The 22,841-nt window shown below is 63.1% G+C and carries 19 protein-coding genes; 10 read left to right on the forward strand and 9 right to left on the reverse strand.

Features of this window, described 5'->3' with window-relative positions; translation table 11 throughout:
* The first annotated feature begins 16 nt into the window (after window positions 1-16).
* From NKJ11_RS17505 to NKJ11_RS17520, 4 genes are all read left to right on the forward strand, one after another.
* Window positions 17-802, forward strand: coding sequence for a TSUP family transporter (locus NKJ11_RS17505; RefSeq protein ID WP_023812273.1), 786 nt, complete (start codon window positions 17-19; stop codon window positions 800-802).
* 52 nt (window positions 803-854) lie between these two features.
* On the forward strand, window positions 855-1,025 hold the full coding sequence (locus tag NKJ11_RS17510; protein WP_127268806.1) for a hypothetical protein: 171 nt from the start codon (window positions 855-857) through the stop codon (window positions 1,023-1,025).
* A 102-nt stretch (window positions 1,026-1,127) separates the two neighbouring features.
* Window positions 1,128-1,958: a helix-turn-helix domain-containing protein gene (locus NKJ11_RS17515; RefSeq protein WP_352552450.1), complete on the forward strand. Its 831-nt coding sequence runs from the start codon at window positions 1,128-1,130 to the stop codon at window positions 1,956-1,958.
* Between the two features lie 71 nt (window positions 1,959-2,029).
* The gene (locus NKJ11_RS17520; protein ID WP_352629361.1) at window positions 2,030-2,449 is read left to right on the forward strand and encodes a VOC family protein; all 420 of its coding nucleotides are present in this window, start codon (window positions 2,030-2,032) and stop codon (window positions 2,447-2,449) included.
* Between the two features lie 152 nt (window positions 2,450-2,601).
* On the opposite strand, the gene NKJ11_RS17525 is transcribed toward NKJ11_RS17520, so the two are convergent.
* Both NKJ11_RS17525 and NKJ11_RS17530 read right to left on the reverse strand, forming a co-directional pair.
* Entirely contained in the window at window positions 2,602-4,077 is a 1,476-nt protein-coding gene (locus tag NKJ11_RS17525; RefSeq protein WP_352793847.1) for a cobyric acid synthase, read from the reverse strand.
* Window positions 4,077-4,691, reverse strand: coding sequence for a dimethylsulfonioproprionate lyase family protein (locus NKJ11_RS17530; protein ID WP_352793849.1), 615 nt, complete (start codon window positions 4,689-4,691; stop codon window positions 4,077-4,079). The genes NKJ11_RS17525 and NKJ11_RS17530 overlap by 1 nt, the downstream gene beginning before the upstream one ends.
* A 149-nt stretch (window positions 4,692-4,840) precedes the next feature.
* On the opposite strand from NKJ11_RS17530, the gene NKJ11_RS17535 reads away from it, so the two are divergent.
* Genes NKJ11_RS17535 through mmsB form a run of 3 tightly spaced genes read left to right on the forward strand, consistent with a single transcriptional unit; the run spans window position 4,841 to window position 7,352 of the window.
* Window positions 4,841-6,010 (forward strand): isobutyryl-CoA dehydrogenase, encoded by a 1,170-nt coding sequence (locus NKJ11_RS17535; RefSeq protein WP_352439876.1) that lies wholly within the window; start codon window positions 4,841-4,843, stop codon window positions 6,008-6,010.
* A gap of 36 nt (window positions 6,011-6,046) precedes the next feature.
* On the forward strand, window positions 6,047-6,415 hold the full coding sequence (locus NKJ11_RS17540) for a four helix bundle protein (protein ID WP_023812280.1): 369 nt from the start codon (window positions 6,047-6,049) through the stop codon (window positions 6,413-6,415).
* Window positions 6,416-6,467: 52 nt separating this feature from the next.
* The gene (gene mmsB, locus NKJ11_RS17545) at window positions 6,468-7,352 is read left to right on the forward strand and encodes a 3-hydroxyisobutyrate dehydrogenase (RefSeq protein ID WP_128303970.1); all 885 of its coding nucleotides are present in this window, start codon (window positions 6,468-6,470) and stop codon (window positions 7,350-7,352) included.
* Between the two features lie 330 nt (window positions 7,353-7,682).
* Here mmsB and NKJ11_RS17550 read toward each other — a convergent pair whose 3' ends face one another.
* The 7 genes from NKJ11_RS17550 to NKJ11_RS17580 all read right to left on the reverse strand — a co-directional run bounded on the left by NKJ11_RS17550 (window position 7,683) and on the right by NKJ11_RS17580 (window position 17,814).
* A complete protein-coding gene (locus NKJ11_RS17550) occupies window positions 7,683-10,121 on the reverse strand; it encodes a GcvT family protein (protein WP_352439873.1) in 2,439 nt (812 codons plus the stop codon).
* Between the two features lie 194 nt (window positions 10,122-10,315).
* Window positions 10,316-10,960: a cytochrome c oxidase assembly factor Coa1 family protein gene (locus NKJ11_RS17555; RefSeq protein WP_023812283.1), complete on the reverse strand. Its 645-nt coding sequence runs from the start codon at window positions 10,958-10,960 to the stop codon at window positions 10,316-10,318.
* An 81-nt stretch (window positions 10,961-11,041) separates the two neighbouring features.
* The gene (locus NKJ11_RS17560) at window positions 11,042-11,407 is read right to left on the reverse strand and encodes a hypothetical protein (RefSeq protein ID WP_023812284.1); all 366 of its coding nucleotides are present in this window, start codon (window positions 11,405-11,407) and stop codon (window positions 11,042-11,044) included.
* A gap of 143 nt (window positions 11,408-11,550) precedes the next feature.
* Window positions 11,551-12,930, reverse strand: a complete 1,380-nt coding sequence (locus NKJ11_RS17565) for an aspartate aminotransferase family protein (protein ID WP_128303967.1) — start codon at window positions 12,928-12,930, stop codon at window positions 11,551-11,553.
* Between the two features lie 256 nt (window positions 12,931-13,186).
* A complete protein-coding gene (locus tag NKJ11_RS17570) occupies window positions 13,187-15,259 on the reverse strand; it encodes a prolyl oligopeptidase family serine peptidase (RefSeq protein ID WP_128303966.1) in 2,073 nt (690 codons plus the stop codon).
* Between the two features lie 61 nt (window positions 15,260-15,320).
* Window positions 15,321-16,493 carry an MFS transporter gene (locus NKJ11_RS17575; RefSeq protein ID WP_352793850.1) on the reverse strand — a complete coding sequence of 391 codons (1,173 nt, stop codon included), beginning with the start codon at window positions 16,491-16,493 and terminating at the stop codon, window positions 15,321-15,323.
* Window positions 16,494-16,638: 145 nt separating this feature from the next.
* The gene (locus NKJ11_RS17580) at window positions 16,639-17,814 is read right to left on the reverse strand and encodes an MFS transporter (RefSeq protein WP_128303964.1); all 1,176 of its coding nucleotides are present in this window, start codon (window positions 17,812-17,814) and stop codon (window positions 16,639-16,641) included.
* A 252-nt stretch (window positions 17,815-18,066) separates the two neighbouring features.
* Here NKJ11_RS17580 and NKJ11_RS17585 point away from each other — a divergent pair, with 252 nt between their 5' ends.
* From NKJ11_RS17585 to NKJ11_RS17595, 3 genes are all read left to right on the forward strand, one after another.
* The gene (locus NKJ11_RS17585; RefSeq protein WP_023812287.1) at window positions 18,067-19,644 is read left to right on the forward strand and encodes a trimethylamine methyltransferase family protein; all 1,578 of its coding nucleotides are present in this window, start codon (window positions 18,067-18,069) and stop codon (window positions 19,642-19,644) included.
* A 138-nt stretch (window positions 19,645-19,782) separates the two neighbouring features.
* Entirely contained in the window at window positions 19,783-20,268 is a 486-nt protein-coding gene (locus NKJ11_RS17590) for an endonuclease domain-containing protein (RefSeq protein ID WP_128303963.1), read from the forward strand.
* Window positions 20,265-22,835, forward strand: coding sequence for a GcvT family protein (locus NKJ11_RS17595; protein ID WP_128303962.1), 2,571 nt, complete (start codon window positions 20,265-20,267; stop codon window positions 22,833-22,835). Before NKJ11_RS17590 ends, NKJ11_RS17595 begins: the two co-directional genes overlap by 4 nt.
* The last annotated feature ends 6 nt before the right edge of the window (window positions 22,836-22,841 follow it).

The following is a 22,841-nucleotide window of genomic DNA, read 5'->3' on the forward strand; positions in this document are numbered from 1 at the left end:
CACCCCCATACACCAGATGATCGACCTTAGCATCCAGACCGTCGCCATGCTCGCCTTCGCCGCCTTTGCCGCGGGCTTTGTCGATTCGATCGCCGGCGGTGGCGGGCTGATCACGGTGCCGGCGCTGCTGCTTGCCGGCTTCACGCCGGTCCAGGCGCTCGCCACCAACAAACTCCAGGGCATGTTCGGTTCGGGCTCGGCGACCATCCACTACGCATCGAAGGGTCATGTCGACCTCCGCCGGCAATTGCCGTCGGCGCTTCTGGCCCTTGTCGGAAGCGCCATCGGCGCCTTGCTGGCAACGATCGTGCCGGGTGACATTCTGCGGGCTGCCCTGCCTATCGTGCTGATCGCCATCGCGCTCTACTTCGCGTTCAAGCCCAACATGAACGACATCGACCGCGCCGAGCGGCTGTCGCCCTTCCTGTTCGGACTGATCCTTGTGCCCGCCATCGGCTTCTACGATGGCCTGTTTGGACCGGGCGCAGGCTCCTTCTACATGCTGGCGTTCGTGGCGCTTGCCGGCTATGGCGTGCTCAAGGCGACGGCGCATACCAAGCTGCTCAACTTCGCCTCCAACATCGGCGGCTTCATCGTCTTCGCGGCCTTCGGCGTCGTCTACTGGAAGATCGGCCTGATGATGGGCGTTGCCCAGTTCCTCGGCGCCCGCGTCGGCGCCAGCCTGGCCATGCGCATCGGCGCAAAACTGATCAAGCCGCTGCTGGTAATCGTGTGCCTGGCGCTTGCTGTGAAGCTGCTGGCCGACCCGGCGAACCCACTGCGCGCCCTGATTGGTGTGTGATCACGCGCCCTGATAGAATGCCGCTGTTCGAATCATGTTGGAGGAGCCACACATGAATCTTAGCGCACCTACGCAGATCGTTTTTATCATTTCCGTTGTTATCGCCATCATCGGCGCACTCGCCGCGCTTGGCGTTCTTGCGTTCATTCCACTCGCATCGGTGTGGATTGTTCTTATCGCTTTCATCGTGCTTGCCGGCGGCTGCTTGATGCGCGGCGCCTGACCATTTCCCTTGAAGTGGGGACGAGGAGCGCCCGGCCAAAAGCCGGGCGCTTTTGATTCCGGCCTCGAGTCTGCTAGATTTGACTTGGCGCAAGGATGGCCAATGCCCGTCGATATGCAACCCCAGCAAGAGCAGGACCGATCCGTCGCCGGGCGGTTCGAGATGCGCCGGCGCCTGCCCGACCCTCGACTTGAGGGCATTGTGTCAGACATTTGCGGCTATCGCGAAATGGCGCCCGGCCATATGCGCAACGTCGAATACGCGTCGCTCACCGTACCGCTGGTCATCAGCTTCGCCGAACCCTTCGCCATCGGCCTCGGCAAGGCGCCCGGCGACAATGACCGCTTCGCCAGTTTCGCCGCCGGTCTCTATGCCGGACCGGTGGTGATCGAATCCTTCGGCGGCGCCTGCTGCGTCCAGGTCAACTTCACGCCGCTTGGCGCACGCCGTTTCTTCCGCCTGCCGATGAGCGAGCTGGCTGACAGCATGGTCGCCCTCGACGACGTGCTTGGCGCGCAAGGCATGGCGCTGCGTGAACGGCTTGGCAACGCGCCGGACTGGGCCACGCGTTTCGACGTGGCCGAAGCCTTCGTCACCGCCCGTCTCGAGAATGCCGCAGAGACGCCGCTCGAAATCGCCTGGGCCTTTGACCGTATCATCACGTCCGGAGGCCGGACCCGCATTTCATCGATTGCAGAAAGACTGGGCTGGAGCCGCAAGCATCTCGCCAGCGGTTTTTCCAACGCCATCGGCATCGGCCCCAAGACGCTGTCGCGCATCGTGCGCTTCAACCGCGCGCTCGGTCTGTCGAGGCAGCAGACCGCCGACTGGGCGGATATCGCCGCCGATTGCGGTTATGCCGACCAGGCGCATCTCGTGCGCGAGTTCCGCGATCTTGCCGGCGAGACGCCAACCTCGCTTTCAGTCAGGTAACATTTCTTCAAGACGCTGGAACGGCCTTTGAGCAGGGTGGGTTATCGACCAACCCAATGAAGGAGGTTCCCATGCCAACCACCACTGAAGCGCCGCGGCTTTACCCCGCTTTGCGCTACAAGAACGCGGCAAAAATGATCGACTGGCTGGGCGAGGCTTTCGGCTTCAGCGTCCGGGCCCGCTATGGCGAAGGCGATGTCGTGCACCATGCCGAACTGGTCTTCGGCTCCTCAATGATCATGCTGGGCACGGTGCGCGACGACGACTACGGCAAGATGGTCGGCGAGCCCGGCTCAGGCGGCGGCAAGTCGATCTACATTGCAGTCGATGATGCCGATGCCGCCTATGCCAAGGCCAAGAAGGCCGGCGCCACAATCATCCAGGAATTGACCAACCGCGACTATGGCAGCCGCGAGTTCATCTGCCGCGACCCGGAAGGCAATGTCTGGTCGTTTGGCACCTACTGGCCGAAGGCTGGCGAGAAGGCCTGAGTTATTGCGCTGCTGGCTGGGGATTGACCGAGGCGTCCTCAACTTCGTCATCCTCGGGTCTGCGCCGCGTCGCTACGCTCCTTGCTCCGCCCGTGGATGACGACGTGATCGGCGTTTATCGCTAATTGCCAAGGTGGTTAGCCAACGGGGATCTATCGAGCCAACCCAAAAATCGCGTCACAGTCGAGATTAGTCTCCAGCTCGGCCGCGATCTCGTCCAGCGCTTTCTCGACCTCGGCGCGATAATCGACGCCGCCGCCGCTGACGCCAAGGCTCGCAAGGTAGGCAGCGCGAAAGCCGTCGGCGCCAAACAGGCCATGCATATAAGTACCCAACACCTTGCCGTCGGCCGACACCGCCCCATCCTCGATGCCATTGATGATTGCCGACGGCCGCAGCGTATCCGGTCCGGTGGTGCGGCCGAGATGGATTTCGTAGCCTTCGAGCGGCAGGTCGAACGGCACAGAACGGGCGCTGACGTTGCGCACCGTCTTTTCCGGTTCCATCACCGTTTCGACGTCGAGCAGGCCTAGCCCTTCGGCTTCGGTGACGCTGCCCTCGATGCCGTCGGGATCGCGCACAGCACGGCCGAGCATCTGGAAGCCGCCGCAAATGCCGACGACATGGCCGCCGCGCTTGCGGTGCGCAAGCAGGTCGCGATCCCAGCCGTTCTCGCGGAATTTCAGAAGATCGCCGATCGTCGACTTGGAGCCCGGAATGACCACCAGTCCGGCATCGGCCGGCAGCGGCCTTCCCGGCGGCACGAACACCACCTCGACCTGCGGTTCGGCCTTGAGCGGGTCGAGATCGTCGAAATTGGCGATGCGGCCAAGCATCGGCACCGCCACCTTCAGCGCGCGCGCTTCGCCGGACGCCAGCCTTTCCAGCACCACCGAATCTTCCGAAGGCAGGCGTGCCGCCGCCTTCAGCCACGGAACGACACCGAAACAGCGCCATCCCGTGAATGTCTCGATCGACTTCAGGCCGTCGTCGAACAGCGAAACGTCGCCGCGAAACTTGTTGATGAGGTAGCCGACGATCATGCGCCGGTCCTCTTCCGGCAGGATCAGATGCGTGCCGACGACCGAAGCGATGACGCCGCCGCGATCGATGTCGCCGACCAGCACCACCGGCACGTCGGCGCGCGTGGCAAAGCCCATATTGGCGATGTCGCGGCTGCGCAGGTTGATCTCGGCCGGCGAACCGGCGCCCTCTACGATGACCAGATCGGCGCCCTCGCCGACCTTGCCCCAGGAGTCCAGCACGGCATCCATCAGCCGGCCCTTCATCGCCTGGTAGTCGCGCGCCCGCGCTTCGCCGAACATTTTGCCCTGCACGATGACCTGCGCGCCGACATCGGTCTGCGGCTTGAGCAGCACCGGGTTCATGTGAACCGATGGCGCAACACCGCAAGCGATCGCCTGCAGCCATTGCGCGCGGCCGATCTCGCCGCCGCCATGATTGTTGTCGCCCGGAATGTCGGCGACGGCGGCGTTGTTCGACATGTTCTGCGGCTTGAATGGCCGCACCTTCAGCCCACGCTTTTTTGCCGCCCGGCAGAGGCCGGCGACCAGCACCGTCTTGCCGACATCCGAACCCGTGCCTTGCAGCATGATCGCTTTGGCCATCAGCCCCTGCCCTGCGCCACGGTTCCGGTAATATCGGATTTCTGCGCCAGCGGCCCGCCGCGCCAGATGTAGAGCGCCAGCAATGGGTCCTTGCCGGTGCGCATGGCGTGATTGACGTTGGACGCGTGGTGGACGACCTCGCCGGCCGTGCGCATGCAAAAGCCGCTCTCGCCCATGCGCCATTCGGTACCGCCGGTCAGCGGAATGTAGATTTCCTCGGCAATGTGATGGTGGTCGGGATAGATGATATCAGGCCCAAGGATCAGCACGCCGGCGGCGACCGCGTCATTGGCGAAGTGGCCTCGGTTGCCGAACACTTCCAGCCAGCCGTAATTGTCGATGAACTCTTTTCCGAAATCCGCCTCGCTGTAGGTCTGCCCCCAGCGGAAATCATTCCGACGCTCGGCAAGCAGTTGCACCAGCGGCTTGGCATCCGACGGCGCCAGTTCGGCGGCGCGATCAAGATGGCGCAGGCAGGCAAGCGGATGTGGCTCCAGCGTGCGGGCCGGCATGCCCCAGCCAATGCGCGCCACGGCTTCGCGCACCAAGGCGTGATCCACGGACGCAAGGTATGCGTGGAACCGGCCCAGCAGTTCATCGAATTTTGTCGTCACATTGTGCTCCGGACATGCATTGATGCACAGCCGCTCCCCAAATGGCCGGTTGATAGGCTCGGGTTGCGCGGCGGCATCATTGGTCTAGATTGGTGCGCGCGCAAAGCCAAAAACGACAGGCCAACAGGTCGAAGATTAGGGAGCACGCCATGGACGCCGCGGTCGATGCGAGCACCAGCCAGTTCGAACTTAACGAGGAGCAGCGCGCCATCCAGGAGATGGCGCAGGCCTTCGCCGCAGACCGTGTCGCGCCGAATGCGTTAGACTGGGACCGCAACAAGCATTTCCCGGCCGACGTGATCCGCGAGACCGGGCCGCTCGGCCTTGGCGGCATCTATATCAGCGATGACGTCGGTGGTTCCGCGCTCGGCCGGCTCGATGCCGTACTGATCTTCGAGGCGCTTGCGCACGCCGATCCGGCCTTCTCGTCCTTCATCTCGATCCACAACATGGTGGCCTCGATGATCGACCGTTTCGGCAATGACGAGCAGCGCCAGCGCTTCCTGCCCAAGCTCACGTCGATGGAATGGCTGGCGAGCTACTGCCTGACCGAGCCCGGCTCCGGCTCCGATGCCGCGGCGCTCAAGACCCGTGCGGTCAGGAGCGGCGACGACTATGTCCTCAACGGCACCAAGCAGTTCATCTCCGGCGCTGGCGACAGCGATGTCTACGCCGTCATGGTGCGCACCGGTGCCGAGGGGCCGAAAGGCATTTCCACCATCATCGTGCCGAAAGACGCGCCAGGCCTCTCCTTCGGCGCCAACGAGCACAAGATGGGCTGGCACATGCAGTCGACCCGCCAGGTGATTTTCGAGGATTGCAAGGTGCCGGCGGAAAACCTTTTGTCCGGCGAAGGCGCGGGCTTCGGCATCGCCATGGCCGGGCTCGACGGCGGCCGGCTGAACATATCAGCCTGTTCGCTGGGCGGCGCGCAGTCGGCGCTCGACAAGGCGCTTTCCTACACCGCCGAGCGCAAGGCCTTCGGCTCGAAGATCAACCAGTTCCAGGCGCTGCAGTTCAGACTGGCCGACATGGAGACCGAGCTGCAGGCGGCGCGTATTTTCCTTTATGCAGCCGCCTCGAAGCTCGACAGCAAGGCGCCGGATGCCGGCAAATGGTCGGCGATGGCCAAGCGCTTCGTCACCGATACCGGCTTCAACGTCGCCAACGACGCACTGCAGCTGCTCGGCGGCTATGGCTACCTGCATGACTACGGCATCGAGAAGCTGGTGCGGGACCTGCGGGTACACCAGATCCTGGAAGGCACGAACGAGATCATGCGCGTCATCATCGCGCGGGCGCTGATTGGTAGGCAGTAGGCAGTAGGCAGTAGGCAGTAGGCAGTAGGCAGTGAGATGACCGGCAAGATCAGTTCGTACAAGGATCTTATCGTGTGGCAGCAGGCGATGGATCTGGCTGTCGCCACCTATTCTTTGACCAAGGCATGGCCCAAGGAAGAATTGTACGGGTTGACCAGCCAAATCCGCCGTTCAGCGACCTCTATCCCTGCAAACATCGCCGAAGGTTATGGTCGAGACAACAGAGGCTCTTATCAGCAATTTCTCCGGATCGCCCAAGGCTCGCTGAAGGAGTTCGAGACACACCTCCAGATCGCCGAACGCATTGGCCTTGCCACGCATGATCAAGCTGATCACTTGCTGATATCGACCGAGGGCATCGGCAAAATGCTTCGCCAACTCATTGTCAGACTTACACCGGAATAGACATGCCTACTGCCTACTGCCTACTGCCTAGCCCAAATCACGGAGCACCATTATGAGCACCATTGCCTTCATCGGCCTAGGGAACATGGGTAATCCGATGGCCGCTAACCTGGTCAAGGCGGGGCATGCGGTGAATGGTTTCGACCTTGTGCCGGAAAGCCTCACCGTCGCCCGAGAGCATGGCGTGACTGTGATGGCCAATGCCGTTGCCGCAGCGAAGGATGCCGATGTGGTGATTACGATGCTTCCCGCTGGCAAGCATGTGCTCTCCGTCTACGAAGACATCGCGCCCAAGGCGAAAAAGGGGGCGCTGTTCATCGATTCCTCCACCATCGATGTGGAGTCGGCGCGCAAGGTGCACGCCATAGCCGCCAAACACGGCCTGCTATCCATCGATGCGCCCGTCTCAGGCGGCACCGGCGGTGCCGCAGCCGGCACGCTGACCTTCATGGCCGGAGGCTCCGATGACGCCTTTGCAACCGCGGAGCCGATCCTGAAGCCGATGGCCGGCCGCATCGTCCATTGCGGCGGCGACGGCGCCGGCCAGGCGGCAAAGATCTGCAACAACATGATCCTCGGCATTTCGATGATCGGTGTCGCCGAAGCCTTCGTGCTGGCGGAAAAGCTCGGCCTGTCACACCAGGCGCTGTTCGACGTCGCCTCAACCTCGTCGGGGCAATGCTGGTCCTTGACCACCTATTGCCCGGTGCCCGGCCCGGTGCCGACTTCGCCCGCAAACAGGGACTACAACCCAGGATTTGCAGCAGCACTGATGCTGAAAGACCTGAAATTGTCCCAGGAAGCCGCGCAAAGTGCGGGTGCTGTAACGCCGCTTGGTGCCGAAGCAGCCCAGCTCTATGCCTTGTTCAACGCCCAGGGACATGGCGGCGTCGATTTCTCCGGCATAATTAATTTTCTCAGGGGTAACCCAGCGTAACCCTTGGATTTGGCGGGTTTTTCCGGTTTCCTTCGGTGGAAAAAATGCAAATTTAGATTTGCTTAAGCTCTCGATAACTCCGCGGTAACGATGTCCCTATAAAACGGACTGCGAGGCGGACATATCTCATCCGCCCGGCGCTCCGGATCAGGTCTCGCGTACCGGAGCCCGTAAGTTTCGACAAGTGCCATAAGTTTCGCAAAGTGTTTGCGTAGCGAAGCGCCATGCGTATCTGGCAAAGCCGCGTTCCTGATGGAGCGCGGTTTTTGCGTTTTGCCCTGCAGCACGTTTTGAGACATCGATAACCCGGAAACTGTACTCCGGGATGCCTCACATGCGCCCGCGGGCGCCTTCCGGATCATAGGGCGAGTCCGCGATCACCTTGGCCGCGCGGCGCTCGCCGAGGATGGACACCTCGAGCTCGATACCGGGCGACACAAGTTCCAGGGGCAACAGCGCAAGTGCGATGTCGTGACCGAAAGTGTAGGAGTAGCCCGCAGAGGTGATGTGGCCGACGAGCTCGCCTTCGCGGTAGACGCCCTCGAAGGCGAACGCGCTCGCACCGTCCGTATCGATCGACAGCGTGGCGATCCGGCGTGCCGCCCCCTGCTTCTGTTTTGCGACCAGTGCCGCGCGGCCGATGAAGTCCCCTTTGTCGAGGCTCATGAATCGGTCGAGGCCGCTCTCCCAGGCCGACAGTTCGAGATTCATGTCGCGATACATGGCGCGGTAGGATTTATCGAGACGAAGCGATTCCAGCGCTTGAAGTCCGACCAGCCTCAGTCCGTGCGCCTCCCCCGAGGCCAGGAGCGCATCCAGCAAATGCCGCTGATAGCAGAGCGGATGATAGAGCTCCCATCCCAATTCGCCCGAATAGTTGACGCGCAGCAGTCGCACGTCGCTGGCCATGCCGACAGTGCCGGACTGCACGCTGAACCAGGGGAAGGCCTCGTTGGAGAGATCTATTTCCGTCAGCGGCTGCAATATGTCGCGCGCCTTCGGCCCAACCACCGTGAAGCTGCCGCGATCCTCCGTGACGTTGCGCAGATGCACGCTGCCGTCCTTCGGCAACAGCCGGCGGAGATCGTCAAGGTTACAGCGCTCTGCGCGCGGCGTCGATATGAGATAGAACAGGTCGCTCTGCAGCCGCGCCACCACATACTCGGCCTGCACGCCGCCGGCCGGCGTCAGGTGATGGGCAAGAGCGACGCGACCGGGACGCGGCAGTCTGTTGGCCAGGATTCCGTCGAGCCAGTCCCTTGCGCCCGGTCCGCTGACCTCGAACTTGGTCATTGGTGTCATCTCGACCAGGCCAGCGGTCTGGCGGACAGCCTGGACCTCCGCGGCGACGTGGTTCCCTTTGGGGGTCCAGCGCCAGCTGTAGACGTTGCGCGCTTCGACACCGGCAGGCGCAAACCAGCTCGGCATCTCCCAGCCGTTCAACACATCCCACACCGCGCCGAGCTGGCTTAGACGGTCATAGGAAGGGGCCGTTTTCTGCGGTCGTGCCGCCGGCATGTCCTGGCCTGGATAGTGCTGTGCGGCGTGGGTGCCCCAGGCTTCCCGGACCTTTGCCCGGGTCCAGTTCTTGTTGGCATATTGGCCGAACCGACGGGGATCCAGCTCCGCCGTGTCGATGCTGTTGCCACCCTCCACGATCCGTTCGGAGAGGTAGTAGCCAATCGCACCGCCCCAAAGGATGCCCCCCGGCACCCCTTCGGCGAGCCAGACATTCTCCAGGCCCCACGCCTGCCCCATCAGCGGCAGTTCATCGGCCGTCATCTGGAAAGGCCCTCGCACATTCCGCTTGATGCCGGCGCGGCCTAGTGCGGGGACCAGTTCGGTCGCGCGCTCCCAGTTCCAGGAAACGGCGTCGAAATCTTCATCGAGCAGATCGGCGCCGAACCATTCCGGGACGCCGTTTTCGGCGAACAGCTTGAGCTGCTCGGTACGCTCATAGGGGCCGAACATCAGCCCGTCCCCCTCTTCGCGCAGATAGCCCTCGTAACCCTCGTCCCTGAGGATCGGCATCTCCGGAAGACCAAGCCGTTTGCGTTCCACCACCTCGGGAACCGACTCGGTGATCCAGTACTGATGCAGGATCGGGATCGCGGGAATGTCCAGGCCCAGCATGGCGCCTGTCTGGCGTGCGTAATTGCCGGTCGCAAGGATGACATGTTCGCAAACGATGTCACCGCGCGAGGTCTTGACCCTCCACTCGCCGCTCGGCATCCGCTCGAAACCCACGACCTCGGTATCAAGATGGATCTTCGCGCCGAGGTCGCGTGCACCCTTGGCCATGGCCTGGGTGACATCGGCGGGTGCAATGTGGCCGTCATCGGGATGGTAGAGGGCGCCCAGCATGCTGTTGTTGTCGAGCAGCGGCCAGATCTCTCGCGCCTCCGCGGGCGATACGATCCGGGCCCGCACACCCTGGACCTCGGCAACGTCCATGTAGCTTCTGTACTCGTCCAGCCTGTCGCGCGTGTTGGCAATGCGCAGCTGGCCGCATTTGTGCCAGCCGACGTTCTGGCCCGTCTCCGCCTCCAGCCCCTCATAGATTTCGATCGACCTGGCGATCATGCGGCCGACATTGCGGCTGCGCGCGTAAGAGGGGATGAGCCCCGCGGCATGCCATGTCGACCCGGCCGTAAGCTGCGTTCGCTCCAACAATGCCACATCGGTCCAGCCGCGCTTTGCCAGGCCGTAGAGAATGCCGGCACCCACACAGCCGCCACCGACCACGACCGCACGAAAGGAACTCACCATATGCGCGTGCCCTTGTATGAAATTGCCACCGGCCCACATGAACGCATGCGCATACTGTCAGACAGCATCCGGCTTTTCAGCATATTTCCTTGTCTGGAACGCAGCAGTGGTGACCCGATTGTTGGGCCACAAAGCCGACCGAACTGTCAGCCTTCGCGCCCGTGTTTAGGCTGCTTTTTTTGCGTTTTGCCCAGCTATATTCCGATTGCAGCATTCGGGATCGGGACATGATCTTCGTTGATCAGCACGATCGGCGCATTGGTTCCCTCGACCCTGACGACCAGCAGGCGCAAGCTCCATGTGCCGGCTGTCCGGACAGCGGTCGAATAGGCCGTGCCCTTGCCCTTGGCGCCGTGGACCGGAATGCCGAACTGGGCGTCGCCGGCCCCATTTGCATTGACGTTGAGATGGCCGCCGACCCAGAAACTGTCGGTCAAATCATCACCCAACGCCGCCTTGACGCGGTCGTCGGCGCGAAGCCTGTCCATCGTCATGTGATAGGCATCGCTGCCTTTCAGGACGTAGGGAATGCTGCCCACCATCGTCGCGCAGCCGCCAATCCCGACAACCCAGACGGCAAGGCCGGCGATTGCCCAGTTGCGCTGCGTCTTGCGAAACTGTTCCGCGTCACGCCAGGCGCGGTTCTGCCAAGCCCAGCGGCTGCCGCGCGCGCCCAGGACGATGATCATGATGATGTTGACGACAGGGATCAGCGCCAGCAACGCGATGAAAGTGCTGTTGCCGATGCCCCAGATCCAGTTGAGGAAGAAGGCGCCCCAGTTCCAGCGGTCGAGTTCGGCTGGAATTTCAGCCGGCTGGTTGAGCGGTTGTCCGGCCATCGTGTCCCCCATCGGTGACGTACCGACTGATTCTAGCGCATGCGCCCGTCAATGCGCAAAATCAAAGTTCTGCAACTTCTGTCAGGTCTTGTTGGACAGCCGGCGAAAATTCGCTTTCACGGCACGGCTTGCCGGCTTCAGCGCGGCGCTGATCGAGCGCTCCGCCGCGACCCCGTTGAACAGCGACGGCGTGCGGCCGGAAAAGATTTCCGGCCAGAACCGCGATGCCGATTGCAGGAAGGACATTTGCGCCGCAAACACGCCTTCGGCCATAGCGGCGGTCTTCTCGTTTACCGCACGCGCGGTCTCCGTGCTCCATGGCTGGCTGCTCCCGCCATCCATGGTCATCAACGGCAGCCGCATCATCGCCACCAGCGGCGCCAGCATCAGGTCGCCGCCGATGCTGGCCGCTTCTTGCGTCCGTCGGCTCTTGCCGGTCTTTCTCATGGAAACAAAACCCCTTGTCGCGGCCGAATCAGCCGCAGCCCCACACACTACGCGCTTGTGGTGGAATTCGTTCGCTCCCCGCGTCAGCATGGCCTCAAGGCTGGGCGCTCCCGCCGAGGAGCGCCCAGCCGAGGGGTCGAGTTCTACCGCTTGCGCAGATCGGCTTGCGCCAGATCCAGCGCCTTCGAGATGCGATCGCAGGCCATATCGATCGTATCGCGGGTCCAGATCAGCGGCGGCGACAGGATCATCGTGTCGCCGGTAGCGCGCAGCATCATGCCGTGCGCGATGGCATGATCGCGCACGGTCACCGCCGCACTTCCAGCCGGCAGGAACCGCTCCTTGGTCGCCTTGTCCTTGACGATCTCGATCGCGCCCATCAGTCCGATCGAACGCACCTCGCCGACCAGATCATGTCCGGCAATGCGCTCCTGCAACGCCTTGGCGAAATAAGGACCGGTGTCGTTCCTGACGCGGTCGACCAGCCCTTCGCGCTCGATGATCTCGAGGTTCTTCAGCGCCACGGCGCAGGCCACCGGGTGGCCGGAATAGGTGTAGCCATGGTTGAACTCGCCGCCCTTCTCGACCAGCGTCGAGGCGATGCGGTCGCCAACCAGCAATGCCGACAGCGGTTGATAGCCCGAGGTCAGAGCCTTGGCGGTGGTGATCGTGTCGGGCTCGATGCCGAGCGTCTGGGCGGCGAACCATTCGCCGGTGCGGCCATAACCGGTGATGACTTCGTCCAGCATCAACAGGACATCGTATTTGCGGCAGATGCGCTGCACTTCCGGCCAGTAGCTTGCCGGCGGTATCTTCACGCCGCCCGCCCCCATGACCGGCTCGCCGATAAACGCGGCAACCTTGTCGGCGCCGGCTTCGAGGATCGCCTCCTCGACAGCCCCGGCCGCGCGCAGGCCGAAATCATGATCGCTCTCGCCAGGCAGCGCCAGTTCATAGGCGTAGGGCATCATCACATGGACGATGTTGGGCACCGCACCGTTGAGCTGCTTGTGCATACCATCCATGCCACCGAGCGAGGTGCCGGCAACGGTCGAGCCGTGATAGGCCATCTTGCGCGAGATGATGCGGTTCTTCTCCGGCTGGCCTTCCAGCACCCAATAGTGGCGCACGAGGCGCAGGGCCGTGTCGTTGGCCTCCGAGCCCGACGAGCCATAGAACACCTGGTTGACGTGCTTCGGCGCGATCTCCGCCAGCTTCTTGGACAGCAGCACTGGCGTCGGCGTCGAGCATTTGAAGAAGGAGTTGTAATAAGGCAGTTCCTTCATCTGGGCATAGGCGGCGTCGGCCAGCTCGTCACGGCCATAGCCGATGTTGACGCACCACAGCCCGGCCATGCCGTCGAGGATTTCAGCCCCTTCGGAATCGTAGATGAAAGGGCCGTTGGCATGGGTGATGATGCGCGACCCGGCCCCGCGCATTTCCTTGTGGTCGGTGAACGGATGCAGATGATGCGCGGCGTCGATCTGCTGAAGCTGCTTCAGCGAATAATTCTGATAGGTCATGTCTGATCTTTCCTCTGGATTCTATCCGGCAAGCCGGGGCGAATGCTTCAGAGGCAGAGAGGTGGCGAATAGCCGATGCGGGCGCACAGCCGCAAAAGCTCGGCGCGCAGCGTACGCGGTGACGGCGTCACCGCGACCCGCAATGCGCGAGCCTCAAATGCGTCAATCAACATCCTGACGAGAGCCATGGAAGCCATCTTAGAGCAAAGGCTGGTCGAGGAGAACCACCCTTTGCTTGGCCCATAACGGAATGAGTCTAGGCCTTGGCTGTCAGCGCCCTCTGCAGGAAGACATATTTCATCGCCGTCTGCGCCGCCTGCGGCCGGCGGTCGCCACGCCCGCCATGGCCGCCCTCGGTCTCCTCGAAGAACAGCGTCCTGGCATGGCCGGCTTCCTGCAGGCGGGCGGCCATCTTGCGCGCATGGCCGGGATGGACCCGATCGTCAGCGGTCGATGTGGTCAGCAGCACCGGCGGATAGGCGGCAGCGGCGTCGACATGCTGGTAGGGCGAGTAGGCTGAAAGCCACTTCGCGTCTTCGGGTTTCGACGGATCGCCGTATTCGGCCATCCACGAGGCGCCGGGCGGCAATTCGGCGTAACGCAGCATGTCGAGCAGCGGCACCTCGATAATGACGGCGCCGAAAAGCTCGGGATGCTGCGTCAAGGAAACGCCGGTCAGCAAGCCGCCATTCGAACCACCCTGGATGCCGAGTGAGCTTGCTGTCGCGATGCCGCGCTTGACGACGTCCTGCGCGACCGCTGCGAAATCATCGAATCCGTTTTGGCGATTGCCCTTGAGCGCCGCTTGATGCCAGGCCGGGCCGAACTCGCCGCCGCCACGGATGCAGGCCTGCACATAGGCATTGCCCTTTTCCAGCCATAGCCTGCCGCGCACGCCGGCATAGCCGGGCAGCAGCGGCACTTCGAAACCGCCATAGCCGTAAAGCAGCGTCGGCACCGGCCCCTTCTGATCGCGCCGCCTGACGACGAAATAAGGGATCATCGTGCCGTCCTTGGAGCGCGCCTCGAACTGTTCCGAGATCAGCGGCGAGGCATCGAAACGCGCCGGCTGCGACTTCACGGTTTCTAGCGTCTCGCCATTGTCGTCAGACCAGATGATCGAACTCGGCGTCAGGAAATCGGTGAAGGAGAAGGACACGCTCGAGCCGAACTGCTCGGCATGGCTGATGCCGACATTGCCATTTTCGGGCAGCGCCACCGGTTTCAGCGACCAGTTGCCATCCTTGCGCTCGCAGACGACGACCTTGCCGCGCACATTGTCCATCAGGCTGATGAACAGCCGGTCCCGCGTGCGGGCAACGCCGGCTATGGAAACGCGATATGCCGGCTCGAACAAGGTTTCGACAGGTCCGAGCGCGCCGATCTTGACCCAGTGCGCGAGATCCAGCGAATAGAGGCCGTCGGGCTTGCAAACCGTGCCGTCGGGCGCCGTCCATGGACTGCGTACGCCGAACACGAGCTGATCCCTGAATATTGCCGTATCGGTCATGTCGTCCGGTAGCGGCAGTTGTTTGTTTTCGCCGGAAGGCAGCCGAAGGAAGATGTGCGAAGCGAAGAAATTCAGCGTTCGAGCCAGGACCAGATAACGTCTGTCACCGTCGTACTCGACAGCGGCACCAACGGCGAGATCCTCTTTCTGCGCCTCGAAGATCGGCGTCGCGTCTTCCAGCTTGGTACCGCGCTTCCACAGCTTTATGACTCGCGGATAGCCGGACTCGGTCTTGTCGGCCTCGTCGAAAGCGGCCGAAACAATCACGGTGTCCTTATCCAGCCAGCTGAAGCCCGACTTGGAAGCGGGTGCACGAAACCCACCCTCGACAAACGACTTGGTCGCGATGTCGAATTCGCGCATCTCGCTGGCGTCGCCGCCATCCGGCGACATACTCACCAGGCAACGGTTGAAGTCCGGATAGAGTCGGCTTGCGCCGCCAAAAACCCATTTTACCCCCTCCTTCGCCGCAAGCTGGTCGAAGTCGATGATCGTTTCCCAGTCGGGCTTCTCGGTCTTGTAGGAAGCGACGGTCGTGCGGCGCCAGAGGCCGAGCACATTGGTCTTGTCCTGCCAGAAATTGTAGACATGGCCGGCTTTTGCCGCGCCGACCGCGATGTTGTCCTCGGCCGTCATCAGGTCGAGCGCGGTCTGGAACGACGCCTGATAGGACGGATCGCCCTGCAATTCGCCAACCGTGACCTCGTTCTGGCGATGTACCCAGTCCAGTGACTGCTTGGCCGTCCTGTCCTCCAGCCAGAGGAAGGGATCGTCGGTCGAGGGGGTGGAATTCGGCGTCTGGGTGGCAGGCTTGGTCATGAGGTCTCCGATAAACGCGTTGCTTTGAAAAGGCCAACGCCGACAGGCTGTATCGATATTCTCAGCGCACGATTGAGGCTTTCCGCCGACCAGCGAGGCTAGCAATAGCCAGCGCCAGGCACAGCAGCCCAAGCGTGATCGGCAGCCCGCCGGCACCCAGAATATCCATGGCGCCGCCCGCCAGCGGCGGCACGGCGATACCGCCGACGCCCCACATCAAGGAAAAGGCCGCGTTACCGGCAACCAGTGCGGAGCCGGTGAAGCGTTCGCCGAGCTCGATGATCGACATCGTGTAGATGCCGTAGGAAACCGCGCCCCAGATAAAGACCATTGGCCAGATGAGCGGCGACTCGATGAGAAGCGGAAGCAGGACGCAGCCGAGCACCGTGATCGCGACGCAGGCGAGCCGTACCAGGAGCGCGGAAAGCCTTTCCGCCAAAAGGCCGAGCGGCACCTGCATGGCGATGTTGCCGGCAATCATCACCGACAGCAGCGCCGACATGCGGGTTTCGGTGATGCCGTGATGGGTGCCATAGACCGGCAGCAACGCCAGCGCGCCCTGTTCGAAGCCGGCGGCGACTATGACGGCAAACAAAAGCAGCCACGCCAGCGGCACGAAACCCAGGACGGAAACCTGATGCCCGGCCTCGTCGACCTTGGGCAAACGCGGCAGCACCAAGCCCAGGCAGATGCCGCACAGCACGAAGGCGGAGATACCGACGAGGAAGGGCGGCCAGCCCTCGGTGCCGACTGCAAGCAGGCACAGTGGCCCGGCCGCGAAACCGGCCGAGATGATCGTCGAATAGACACCCATGACGCGCCCTCGCCGGGCCGGCGGCGCCAGCGCGATGACCCAGATCTCGCTCAGCACATAGAGCGGGTTGCTCACCACACCGATCAGGAAGCGCAGGGGAAACCACAAATAGACATTTTGCGTCCAGCCGATCAGCGCCAGCACGACAGCCGAAAGGGCCGCACAGGTAAGCGCCGTGCGCCCTGCCCCGAACCGCCGCGCCAGCGCCGGGATCAATGGCGACGACAGGATGAAACCGATCGGCGTCATGGCCGCCGACAAGCCGATCATCGCTGGCGAAACGCCCTGGCGCTGCAGGATGAAACTCAGCAGCGGATAGGACAACCCTTGCGCGACGGCGAACACCGAGACGGTCGCGATCACACCGGTGATGCCAGCCCATTGCATCGTCTCGTCCTTGTTCGATTCAACCAAATTCATGTGCGCACCGCTATCGAGGCTGCAGGATTAGCGATTGAGCAACGTGGTGGTAAGCCCCTGGCAGGCGAAAACAGTTTGCTCCAGACAATGCCTGTCAGGAGGCTGGGCCTGTCAGGAGGCTGGGCCTGTCAGGAGATTGGGCTTGTCAGGAAGCTCGGCGCACGGACGACCGATACAGCGCGAACATCACCAGCACCGCGTCGAGGCCGGCGATCACGACCGGCAGCCCGAGCGGGCCGATGCCTTGCATGAGCAGGCCGGCACCGGGTGGGCCGACGATGCCACCGACGCCCCACATCAGTGCAAAGGCAGCGTTGCCGGCGACCAGCACAGAGCCCTTGAACCGGCTGCCGAGTTCGACCAATGCCATGGTGTAGACGCCGTAACCGACCGCGCCCATCACCAGCAGCACGACCCAGATCAACGGCGTTGCGATCAGCAGAGGCAGCAAAAGCGCGCAAACGGTTGTTGCCAGCGCGCAGACGATGATCATGGCGCGTGCGCCAAAACGCTCCGCCAGAAGACCGAGTGGTATCTGCAGCAGGATGTTTCCGAGGGAAAGCGCCATCACCAGCGAGGCCAGAACGGCTTCGGCCAGGCCGTAGCTGGCGCCGAAGACCGGGACCAGCGCATAGGTGCTCTGCTGGACCGCCGCCGAGACAAGCACGGCAAGCAGCAGCGCCGGCGCCATCCTGGCAAAGCCGACGAGGCCGCTGGCAGGCTGGCCGTCATCCTCGAAACCGGTGAGCTTAGACGAGACCGCGTGCAGGATCACCGCGCAGAGCGCGAAACCGGCGACGCCGACCATGAAGGGCGCCCAGCCCGACGTACCGAGCAGGGTCAGCGCGAATGGTCCGGCGGCGTAACCGGCGCCCATCAGCGTGTTGAACACGCCCATCACCCTGCCGCGCCGCGATGGCGGCGCCAGCGACAGTGCCCACACCTCGCCGAGAATGTAGAGCGGGTTGATGACGACGCCGATGATAAAGCGGATGACGAACCAAGCCACCCAGTCCTGCAGATAGCCGATGCCCAGGAAGCAGAGCGCGCCGATCAGCGAGCAGCCGACCGCCAGGTTGCGCCCACCGACCAGCCGCACCGCGGCCGGCACGAAGGAAGCCGAAAGGATCAGCCCGAGCGGCATCATCGCCGCCGACAAGCCGATCAGCGCCGGCGACATGCCCTGTTTCTGCATCAGCAGCGTGAACAGCGGCGAGCTCAACCCCTGCGCAGCGCCGAACATGGCAAGTGCCGCGGTGACGCCGGCAAGCGCTGCCCATTGCGTTCCTGCTTCGCCTTCGCTCGAGCCGGTCGCGACCATGCTGCCATCCAAATGAACTGCTGGCCATCCGGCCGGCAAGCCGAGTAGCTATCGGTTCGATCCCGGGAAAGGAAGGGCCGGCCGCCGAAATCCGCTTAAGCCAACGAGGCGGCGGGATCAGGCCGATGTCGTGGCCGCGCAACTGCCGTTCCGGCATGTCGCTTCCCTCGCCCTAGTGGTCGCCGCCTCCGCAATGGCTGGGCAGCCGCCGGTCCATTATGCCGCCCGCTATCGCATCCTACGAGGACCATCATGACCGCCGCCCTACAACCCTTGGAACCGGCATTGGCCACTGACCGCGCCCGTCGCGGCGGCCGCGCCGGAAAGCGCGCCGGCGGCTCGGCCGCGTTCGAGCAGCCGGCTTTTCGCCAGCTGAAGAACCCGCTGGCGCCAACCAGGCTGGTCTCCGACGACGAGCTGGAATCGATCCACCTCGCTTCCCTGCGCGTGCTGCGGGAAATCGGCGTCGACGTGCTGCACGACGAGGCCCGCAGCATCATGAAGGCGCATGGCGCCGATGTGCGCGACGGCAGCGAACGGGTGCGCTTCGACAGCGACATGATCCTGGAACTGGTGTCGCACTGCCCGTCGGAGTTCACCATCCATGCCCGCAATCCCGCTCACAATGTGCGCTTTGGCGGCAACAATGTGATCATCTCGATGATGGCGTCGGCGCCCAATTGCTCCGACATCGATCGCGGCCGCCGGCCCGGCAACCAGCAGGACTACCGCAACTTCCTCAAGCTTGCGCAGATGCACAACATCCTGAACTGCACGGGCGGCTACCCGGTCGAGCCGACCGATATCCATCCGTCCGTCCGCCACCTCGAATGTATCCGCGATCTCAGCGTGCTGACCGACAAGGTGTTCCACATCTATTCGCTCGGCAAGGAGCGCAATGTCGACGGCATCGAGATCGCCAGGATCGCGCGCGGCATCAGCCACGAGCAGATGCTGGAAGAGCCGTCCGTCTTCACCATCATCAACACCAATTCGCCGCTCAAGCTCGATGTGCCGATGATGGAAGGCATCATCCAGATGTCGAGCAAGGGCCAGGTCGTCGTCGTCACGCCGTTCACCCTGTCGGGGGCCATGGCGCCTGTCACCATCGCCGGCGCACTGGTGCAGCAGAACGCCGAGGCGCTTGCCGGCATCGCCTTCGCCCAGATGGTGCGCAAGGGCGCGCCCGTCGGCTATGGCGGCTTCACCTCCAATGTCGACATGAAGTCCGGTTCGCCGGCGTTCGGCACGCCGGAATACATGAAGGCGCAGCTTGTCGGCGGCCAGCTTGCCCGCCGCTACAACATCCCCTACCGCACCTCCAACACTTGCGCCGCCAACACGGTCGACGCGCAGGCGGCTTATGAAAGCGTGTTCTCGCTGTGGGGCGCCATCCAGGGCGGCGGCAATCTGATGATGCATGCCGCCGGCTGGCTCGAGGGCGGCCTGCGCTGCTCCTACGAGAAGACCATTCTGGACATCGACCTGCTGCAGATGGTCGCCGAATTCCTGACCCCTCTCGATCTTTCCGAAGAGGCACTCGGCTTCGACGCCATCCAGTCGGTCGGTCCTGGCGGCCATTTCTTCGGCACCCAGCACACGCAGGACCGCTACAAGACCGCCTTCTACTCGCCGATCCTCTCCGACTGGCGCAATTACGAGACCTGGGCGGAAGCCGGCTCGCCGACGGCGCTCGAAAAGGCCAACAAGGTCTGGAAGGAGCGGCTGGCGTCCTATGAGGAGCCTTACATGGACCCGGCCATCCGCGAGGAACTCAACGCCTTCGTCGCCAAGCGGCGGTCCGAAGGCGGCGCGCCGACCGATTTTTGATCGGCCGTGTTGTTGATGAACAGTCGACCCCCACTCCGTCGAGCTTCGCTCGACACCTCTCCCCCGATCGACGGGGTAGAGGAAAGGTGCGAGCTTATACAGGCTGGCTCCCTTCCTCTCCCTCCGGAGGGGGGAGAGGTGGCGCCGCGAAGCGGCGACGGAGTGGGGGAAGCCGTTCATGAAACGCGCAGCCGCCGAAAAACAGGCACAACTCGGCGAGCGAGAAAACTCAGGCAAGGCGACAATCAAGCCGAAGCGCTGCTTTGGCTTGAGTTAAAAGCCCGCAAGCTTGGCGGTTACAAGTTCACGCGACAGTTCTCTATCGAACCATACTACGCTGACTTCGCTTGCCGCGAAAATTGGCTTGTCGTGGAAATCGACGGGCACCAACACGCCGGCAGTTCATATGACCGCCACCGCGACGACTTCATGCGCGCTCAAGGCTATTCGATCCTGCGTGTTTGGAACCATGACGTCCTGAAACATCGCACGTCGGTCTGTGAAACCATCCTCGCCGCGCTTGATGGCAGGCTGGCCGAGAACATCGCTGCATCCGATCTCCGCTTTGTCTTCACACCCCGCTCACCCAATTCAATCTCTTCAAAAACGGACTTATCTAGATGAAATCTCACGTAAAAGCGGTTGTCATCGGCGGCGGCGTCGTCGGCTGCTCGGTTCTCTACCATCTGGCCAAGGCCGGCTGGACCGACATCATGCTGATCGAGCGCTCGGAGCTCACCTCCGGCTCGTCCTGGCATGCGGCGGGAGGCTTCCACACGCTGAACGGCGACCCCAACGTCGCCAAGCTGCAGGCCTATACGGTGCAGCTCTACAAGGAGATCGAGGAGATATCCGGCCAGTCCTGCTCGCTGCACCTGACCGGCGGCGTGATGATGGCTGATACGCCAGAGCGCATGGATTTCCTGCGGCTGGCCCACGCCAAGGGCCGCTATCTCGGCATGGACACAGAGCTGATCACCCCGTCCGAAGCCAAGGCGATGTTTCCGCTGATGGACGAGACCAATTTCGTCGGCGCCATGTGGGATCCGGTGGAAGGCCATCTCGATCCGTCGGGCACCACCATCGCCTACTCCAAGGCGGCAAAAAAACTCGGCGCCGAGATCGTGCTGCGCAACCGCGTTGTGGAACTGACACAGGAGGTCGACGGCACCTGGAACGTCGTCACCGAACAGGGCACGGTGAAGGCCGAGCATGTCGTCAACTGCGGCGGCCTGTGGGCGCGCGAGATCGGCCGCATGGTCGGCGTCGAGCTGCCGGTTCTGGCCATGGAGCACATGTATCTCTTGACCGAGCCGATGCCGGAGGTCGAGGAGTTCAACAAGTCGACCGGCCGCGAAATGATCGGCGTGCTCGACTTCAAGGGCGAGATCTACACCCGCCAGGAGCGCAACGGCATCCTGCTCGGCACCTATGAGAAGGCCTGCAAGCCGTGGTCGCCGGTCAACACGCCGTGGGATTTCGGCCATGAATTGCTGCCGCCCGACCTCGACCGCATCGCGCCGTCGCTGGAAATCGGCTTCAAGCATTTCCCCGGCATCGAGAAGGCCGGCATCAAGCAGATCATCAACGGCCCCTTCACCTTCGCGCTCGACGGCAACCCGCTGGTCGGCCCGGTGCAGGGCCTGACCAATTTTTGGTGCGCCTGCGCCGTGATGGCCGGCTTCAGCCAGGGCGGCGGCGTCGGCTTGGCGCTGTCGAACTGGATGGTCCATGGCGATCCCGGCTTCGACGTCTGGGGCATGGATGTCACCCGCTTCGGCGAATGGGCCGGCCTGCGCTACACCAACGCCAAGGTGCGCGAAAACTATTCGCGCCGCTTCTCCATCCGCTTCCCCAATGAGGAACTCCCGGCGGCACGCCCGGCGCAGACGACCCCGCTCTACGACACGATGCTGGCCAACAACGCCGTCATGGGCGACAGCTGGGGACTTGAGACACCGCTCTGGTTCGCACCTGAAGGCAAGGAACCCAGGGATATCGTCTCCTTCCACCGCTCCAACGATTTTGGGCCGATCGGCGAGGAAGTGCGCGCCACGCGTGAGCGTGTCGGTGTCACCGAGATCGCCAATTTTGCCAAATACGAAGTCTCGGGACCCGCGGCCGAGGATTTCCTCAACCGGCTGATGACCAACCGCATGCCGAAGACCCGCCGCATCGTGTTGACGCCGATGCTCAACGAATTCGGCAAGCTGATCGGCGACTTCACCATCGCCAAGGCGGCAGAAGACCGCTTCATGATCTGGGGCTCGTCGGCGGCGCAGAAATACCACATGCGCTGGTTCGAGAAGCACCTGCCGAAGGACGGAACGGTGCGCATCCACCGCTTCGACCAGACCCTGGTCGGCCTGTCGATCGCCGGGCCGAAATCACGGGACTTGCTGCAGAAACTGGTCGATGTCGACGTCTCGACAAAAGCCTTCCGCTTCATGGATTTCCGCGAGATGGCGGTCGGCGGGGCGCCCTGCATGGTCAACCGCATCACCTACACCGGCGACCTCGGCTATGAAATCTGGATGGCGCCGGCCTACGAGCGCCTGGTTTACAAAGCGATCAAGGACGCCGGCGAGGAATTCGGCCTTGTCGATTTCGGCATGCGCGCGCTGCTCTCCATGCGCCTCGAAAAGAATTTTCCGACCTGGTTCCGCGAGTTGCGGCCGATCTACGGCCCGTTCGAAGGGGCGATGGACCGCTTCATCAAACTGGAGAAGAACGACTTCATCGGCCGCGAGGCTGCCGCCAAGGAACAGGTCGAGGGTCCGAAGCTGCGCCGCGTCTCCTTCATCGTCGATGCCGCCGACGCCGACGTCATGGGCGACGAACCGATCTGGGCCAAGGTCAGCAAGGACTACGGCACGGTGGAAAAGCCGCATGGCTATGGCGCGCCACGCTTCGACAAGGGCGGCAAGGAAATACGCGGCTCCAAGGCTGCCGAAGGCGCGTCCGCCGTGCGCGGCATCGTCGACGGCGACTGGCGCGTGGTTGGCTGGGTCACGTCGGGCGGCTATGCGCATTATGTGCAGAAGTCGATGGCGCAAGGCTATGTGCCGGCGGCTCTTGCCGAGGACGAAAGCGCGGGCCTGTTCGAGATCGAGATCCTCGGACACCGCCGGCCGGCCCGCATCAACGTCGAAGCGCCTTTCGACCCGAGCGGCGAGAAGATGCGGACCTGAGGTTCG

The sequence above is a fragment of the Mesorhizobium sp. M0243 genome, assembly GCF_040321775.1.
Lineage (GTDB): Bacteria > Pseudomonadota > Alphaproteobacteria > Rhizobiales > Rhizobiaceae > Mesorhizobium.

Excerpts from the sequence above, each read along its gene's own strand:
- NKJ11_RS17595 (WP_128303962.1), top strand. The coding sequence starts at position 20,265 with ATGAAATCTCACGTAAAAGCGGTTGTCATCGGCGGCGGCGTCGTCGGC.
- NKJ11_RS17540 (WP_023812280.1), top strand. The coding sequence starts at position 6,047 with ATGACCGGCAAGATCAGTTCGTACAAGGATCTTATCGTGTGGCAGCAG.
- NKJ11_RS17535 (WP_352439876.1), top strand. The coding sequence starts at position 4,841 with ATGGACGCCGCGGTCGATGCGAGCACCAGCCAGTTCGAACTTAACGAG.
- NKJ11_RS17555 (WP_023812283.1), bottom strand. The coding sequence starts at position 10,960 with ATGGCCGGACAACCGCTCAACCAGCCGGCTGAAATTCCAGCCGAACTC.
- NKJ11_RS17565 (WP_128303967.1), bottom strand. The coding sequence starts at position 12,930 with ATGACCTATCAGAATTATTCGCTGAAGCAGCTTCAGCAGATCGACGCC.
- NKJ11_RS17520 (WP_352629361.1), top strand. The coding sequence starts at position 2,030 with ATGCCAACCACCACTGAAGCGCCGCGGCTTTACCCCGCTTTGCGCTAC.
- NKJ11_RS17580 (WP_128303964.1), bottom strand. The coding sequence starts at position 17,814 with ATGGTCGCGACCGGCTCGAGCGAAGGCGAAGCAGGAACGCAATGGGCA.
- mmsB (WP_128303970.1), top strand. The coding sequence starts at position 6,468 with ATGAGCACCATTGCCTTCATCGGCCTAGGGAACATGGGTAATCCGATG.
- NKJ11_RS17560 (WP_023812284.1), bottom strand. The coding sequence starts at position 11,407 with ATGAGAAAGACCGGCAAGAGCCGACGGACGCAAGAAGCGGCCAGCATC.
- NKJ11_RS17515 (WP_352552450.1), top strand. The coding sequence starts at position 1,128 with ATGCCCGTCGATATGCAACCCCAGCAAGAGCAGGACCGATCCGTCGCC.
- NKJ11_RS17550 (WP_352439873.1), bottom strand. The coding sequence starts at position 10,121 with ATGGTGAGTTCCTTTCGTGCGGTCGTGGTCGGTGGCGGCTGTGTGGGT.
- NKJ11_RS17510 (WP_127268806.1), top strand. The coding sequence starts at position 855 with ATGAATCTTAGCGCACCTACGCAGATCGTTTTTATCATTTCCGTTGTT.
- NKJ11_RS17505 (WP_023812273.1), top strand. The coding sequence starts at position 17 with ATGATCGACCTTAGCATCCAGACCGTCGCCATGCTCGCCTTCGCCGCC.
- NKJ11_RS17525 (WP_352793847.1), bottom strand. The coding sequence starts at position 4,077 with ATGGCCAAAGCGATCATGCTGCAAGGCACGGGTTCGGATGTCGGCAAG.
- NKJ11_RS17570 (WP_128303966.1), bottom strand. The coding sequence starts at position 15,259 with ATGACCAAGCCTGCCACCCAGACGCCGAATTCCACCCCCTCGACCGAC.
- NKJ11_RS17585 (WP_023812287.1), top strand. The coding sequence starts at position 18,067 with ATGACCGCCGCCCTACAACCCTTGGAACCGGCATTGGCCACTGACCGC.
- NKJ11_RS17575 (WP_352793850.1), bottom strand. The coding sequence starts at position 16,493 with ATGAATTTGGTTGAATCGAACAAGGACGAGACGATGCAATGGGCTGGC.